The following is a 4,499-nucleotide window of genomic DNA, read 5'->3' as shown; positions in this document are numbered from 1 at the left end:
TGCATTGAATCTGATCGATCGCTTTTCTCGCGCCGATCAGGGTGCGGCATCGAAAGATGTGCTCAATACCGGACATACTGCTTGAAGGGATTGTGTTGTCTGCCTGTCATGGCGCTTCCTAATGTACGTTATTTTGCGGCCGCACCCCGGAAACGGGCGGGACCGCCCCCGGCTGGTTGCGCCTGCGGTAGGAGCCGGCTTGCCGGCGATCTCGGACGCTGCGGGCGCCGCCGCGGTCGCCCGCAAGCGGGCTCCTACGCTGGCGGGGCTTCTTACCGCCAGCGGATCTCGAATCGGCAGGCGGGGGCCCCGGTGGCTTGGCAGGCGACCTCGCGGACCTCGGCGCGGCGGCTGACGAGGGCACGGAAGATCCGCTCGAAGGTCCCGGCGTAGAAGTCGCAGACCGGCTGCGTCGCCTCGATCCGCCGGCAGATCGGACAGTTGGCGATGCTGACCTCGACGGGATGGGCCGCCTCGTAGGTGAAGGTGCCGGTGCCGCTGAAGGTCCAGGAGTGGCTGCCGATCGCCTTCAGCAGGATGCGGCTCGCGGCCGCCGGCGGGAGGACCCGCAGTACGCGCTGGGCGGCCGGCGGGATGCGGTTCGCGAGCAGGTAGTCGCCCGTCAACAGGCCGGCCGACCAGGAAATCCGTTTCGCCTCCTCGGCGCCCAGTTCGGCGAACAGGGTCTCATGGAGCGCCGAGACGGCCCCTTCCTCGACCATCTCCTCGGGCGGCGTCGAGAGATAGGGCGCGAGGCCGGCGGCGCTGAAGACCCGTGTCGCGGCCTCCTCGCCGAGGATGTTGCGCAGGGCCTCGGCGACGCGGATGATCGCATTGGGACCGATCCGCCCGACCGGATGCTCAGGGTTCGTGTTCAGATGTTGCGCAGCAGTGGCCACAGGGCATGGTCTTCGTGCAGGGGCGTGCTCGGGTCGATACAGAGGCTGTGCAGGTAGTATCGCCCACGCGGGGTGATCCGGATGTACTCTTCGTCGATCTCGATCAGGCCGTAGTCGAGGTATTCGTTGCGCCGCGCGTACTCGCGCGGCAGGCCCGTGCGCGCCAGCGCGATCGGCACCTTCAGGTTGCAGATGAGTTGGACGATGGTGGCGCGCCGCCGGCGTTCGGATTCGTCTAGCCGTTGGCCGTGGGCGACCGGCAACCGGCCCTCGGCGAGGGCGTGCTGCCAGGCGGCGATGCTCTCGTGATTCTGCACGAGCAGCCCGTCGAGATCGCCGATCGCGCCCATCCCGAACGAGATCAGCTGGTCGGCTGGGGTGGTCGTGTAGTCGACGCAGTTGCGCCCCAGGCGACCCTCGTCTTGGGCGATCGCCAGTTCGTCGGTGTCGAGGACGAACGAGTCGAGCCCGATCCAGCTGTAGCCGGAGCGGGTGAAGCGGCTGACGGCGTGGTGGAACAGCGTCAGGCGGTCGAGTTTCGACGGCAGGCGGGCGGAGTCGATCGCGTGCTGATGCGGTCGCTGCTCGGGGATATGGGCGTAGGGGAAACAGGCGACCCGGTCGGGGCCGAGGTCGATGATCTCGTCGACCGTGGCCTGGAAGCCCTTCGCCGTCTGGTGTGGCAGGCCGTAGACCAGGTCGAAGCCGATGCACTCGAAGCCGGCCTCGCGTGCCATGCCGTAGACGTCGCGGACCATCTCGGCCGATTGGATGCGCCCGATCGCCTTCTGCACCTGCGGCTGGAGGTCCTGGACGCCGAAGTTGATGCGGCGGAAGCCTAGGCCGCGCAGCAATGCGAGTTGACCTGCGCAGACGCGGCGCGGGTTGCATTCGATGGAGGTGTCGGTCTCGCCGAGGATGCGGAAGTGCCGATCGACCATCTCCATCAGTCGCACGAGTTGCGCATCGTTGAGATAGTTCGGTGTCCCGCCGCCGACGTGCAGATGCAAGAGGTCGCGTCTGGCGCCGAGCGGACCGGCGACCATCGCCATCTCGCGCTCGAGGTGGTCGAGATAGTGGTCGATCCGTTCGCTGCTGTGCGTGACCGTCGTATTGCACCCGCAATAGAGGCAGCGCACCGGACAGAATGGGATGTGGATGTAGACCGAGAGCGCCCGGTCCGGGCACGCGGCGATCGCCCCGAGGGCGTGCTGGTATTCGGCTGGCCCGAAGGCCGCGTCCCACTTGCCTCTTGACGGGATGCTATAGAGGTGCCGCCAGGCCGGGGCGATCTGTTCGACCGGCCCCGGGATGCGCTCGACGGACAGGCTGGCGGTCATGCCCTGGCCCCCGCGCTCGCGGTGGACCCGTGATCGCGCAACGGGGCGTCTGGCCTGGCGGCCCCGGGGGGCTGCCCGAGCGGCCGATCGGGCGATACGGCGATGCTAACGAGTCTTCCCGACCTGGCGAGGGCAGGGGGGGTGCGATGGCGTACGGTCTGAATCGATGACGTCCACAGGGAGGCTGGGTGCTTCGTGCAGTGATGGTAGCCGGGCTGAGTCATCAATGCATGCATCGACTAGACCTCGCTGGGGATGTGGGCTAGCGGGATGGGGCGAAATGGTTCGTCGCGCGATCAGTCTCGTTATGTCCGGATACGCCGGGGCACGGGTCGGGCGGAGAGGGCCGGTCATCGGCGTCCCCGTGCGGCCACGCGCGGTCCCCTACGCTAACCAAGGTGCCCGACCGGTGCGTTGACGCAGGTCAAGGTAATTGGATCTGCCCAGGGTGTCGCGGGCGTAAGGCGCCGATTCCCCGCGGTTTTCACGAAATCGCCCGGTCCGGGCCGGGGCCGTGCGGCCATCGTGCACCGCGTCGCCCCGTGGCCTTGCCGTCACCTCGATTCATTCGAGGTGCCCCTCCGTCAGGGGGCGAGCCTGCGCCGGAGGATCTCGTTGACCTGCTGCGGGTTGGCCTTGCCCTGGGTCTCCTTCATGACCTGGCCGACGAAGAAGCCGAACAGCTTCTCCTTGCCGGCGCGGTATTGTTCGACCTGCGTCGGGTTGGCGGCGATGATCGCGTCGATCAGTGGCTCGATGGTGCCGGCGTCCGAGATCTGGCGCAGACCCTTGGCCTCGATGACGGCATCGGCATCGCCCTCGCCGGCCCAGATCGCCTCGAAGACCTGCTTGGCGAGCTTGCCGGAGAGGGTCCCGTCGGCGATCCGCGCGAGCAGCCCGGCGAGCCCTTCGCTGCCGAGCGGGCTCGCCTCGATCGTCAGGCCGGCCTTGTTGAGCGCCGCGGCCAGTTCGCCGTTGATCCAGTTGGCGGCGAGCTTGGCGTCGCCGCAGCGCGCCGCGACCGCCTCGAAGTAGTCGGCCAGTTCGCGGCTGGCGGTGAGGAGGCCGGCGTCGTACGGCGACAGACCATGGTCGCGCTCGAAACGCGCGCGGCGCACATCGGGCAGCTCCGGCAGGTCGGCGGTCGCCGCGGCGAGGAAGTCGCCGTCGATGACCAACGGCAGCAGGTCCGGGTCCGGGAAGTAGCGGTAGTCGTTGGCCTCTTCTTTGGTGCGCATCGAGCGGGTCTCGTCGCGCTCGGCATCGTAGAGGCGGGTCTCCTGGACGATGCGCCCGCCGCCCTCGATCACGTCGATCTGGCGCTCGATCTCGAAGACGAGCGCCCGCTCGAGGAAGCGGAAGGAGTTGATGTTCTTGATCTCGGTGCGGGTGCCGAGCCGGGTCTCACCGCGCGGGCGCACCGAGACGTTGGCGTCCATGCGGAACGAGCCCTCCTGCATGTTGCCGTCGCTGATGCCGATCCAGCGCACGATCTGGTGGATCTTGCGGGCATAGGCGACGGCCTCCTGCGGCGAGCGCAGGTCGGGCTCCGAGACGATCTCCAGCAGCGGGGTGCCGGCGCGGTTGAGATCGATGCCGGTGAGGCCGTGGAAGTCCTCGTGCAGCGACTTGCCGGCGTCCTCCTCGAGGTGCGCGCGGGTCACGCCGATCGTCTTCTCGGCGCCGTCGTCGAGCAGGATCTCGACCCGGCCGCGGCCGACGATCGGCCGCTCGTACTGGCTGATCTGATAGCCCTTGGGCAGGTCCGGGTAAAAGTAGTTCTTGCGGGCGAAGACCGAGCGCTCGGCGATCTCGGCGTCGATCGCCCGGCCGAAGCGCAGCGCCAGGCGCACCGCCTCGCGGTTGAGGACCGGGAGGACGCCGGGCAGGCCCAGATCGATCGCGCAGGCCTGGGTGTTGGGATCGGCGCCGAACCGGGTCGGGGCCCCGGAGAAGATCTTCGAGCGGGTGGCGAGCTGGGTGTGGATCTCCAGCCCGATGACGGTTTCCCATGACATGGTGTGTTTCTCTAAAGGCCTAGTGCAGCAGTGCGGATGTCCCGAGACCATCTCCGACAACGACAACGAACGGCCTCGGGATTTCTGAAGTGCTGCACTAGTGCAAGACTGCGCGATTCCCGAGACCGCACGCGGCGGCCTGCCACCCTCGCGTGGTAGGAGCCCGCTTGCGGGCGATCCGAGTGACGATTCAAGAACAGCCGGTACATCTTCTGGGAACTACGAAACACGCGAAACACGCG

Annotated in this window: 3 protein-coding genes; all 3 read right to left on the bottom strand. The window is 67.8% G+C overall.

All coding sequences use genetic code 11. The annotated features are described in order from the left end of the window. Positions 1-272 precede the first annotated feature (272 nt). Positions 273-899, bottom strand: coding sequence for a bacteriochlorophyll 4-vinyl reductase (bchJ, locus tag CKO41_RS18015; RefSeq protein WP_200251513.1), 627 nt, complete (start codon positions 897-899; stop codon positions 273-275). Then, a complete protein-coding gene (gene hemN / locus CKO41_RS18010) occupies positions 875-2,239 on the bottom strand; it encodes an oxygen-independent coproporphyrinogen III oxidase (RefSeq protein WP_200251515.1) in 1,365 nt (454 codons plus the stop codon). The genes bchJ and hemN overlap by 25 nt, the downstream gene beginning before the upstream one ends. 584 nt (positions 2,240-2,823) lie before the next feature. After that, positions 2,824-4,308, bottom strand: coding sequence for an Asp-tRNA(Asn)/Glu-tRNA(Gln) amidotransferase subunit GatB (gatB, locus tag CKO41_RS18005; RefSeq protein WP_274607563.1), 1,485 nt, complete (start codon positions 4,306-4,308; stop codon positions 2,824-2,826). Positions 4,309-4,499: the final 191 nt, after the last annotated feature.

Origin of the sequence: Thiococcus pfennigii (assembly GCF_016583835.1) — a bacterium.
In the GTDB taxonomy this organism is placed as follows: domain Bacteria; phylum Pseudomonadota; class Gammaproteobacteria; order Chromatiales; family Chromatiaceae; genus Thiococcus; species Thiococcus pfennigii.
This window is presented reverse-complemented; position numbering and strand designations above follow the sequence as displayed.

Excerpts from the sequence above, each read along its gene's own strand:
- hemN (WP_200251515.1), bottom strand. The coding sequence starts at position 2,239 with ATGACCGCCAGCCTGTCCGTCGAGCGCATCCCGGGGCCGGTCGAACAG.
- gatB (WP_274607563.1), bottom strand. The coding sequence starts at position 4,308 with ATGGTCTCGGGACATCCGCACTGCTGCACTAGGCCTTTAGAGAAACAC.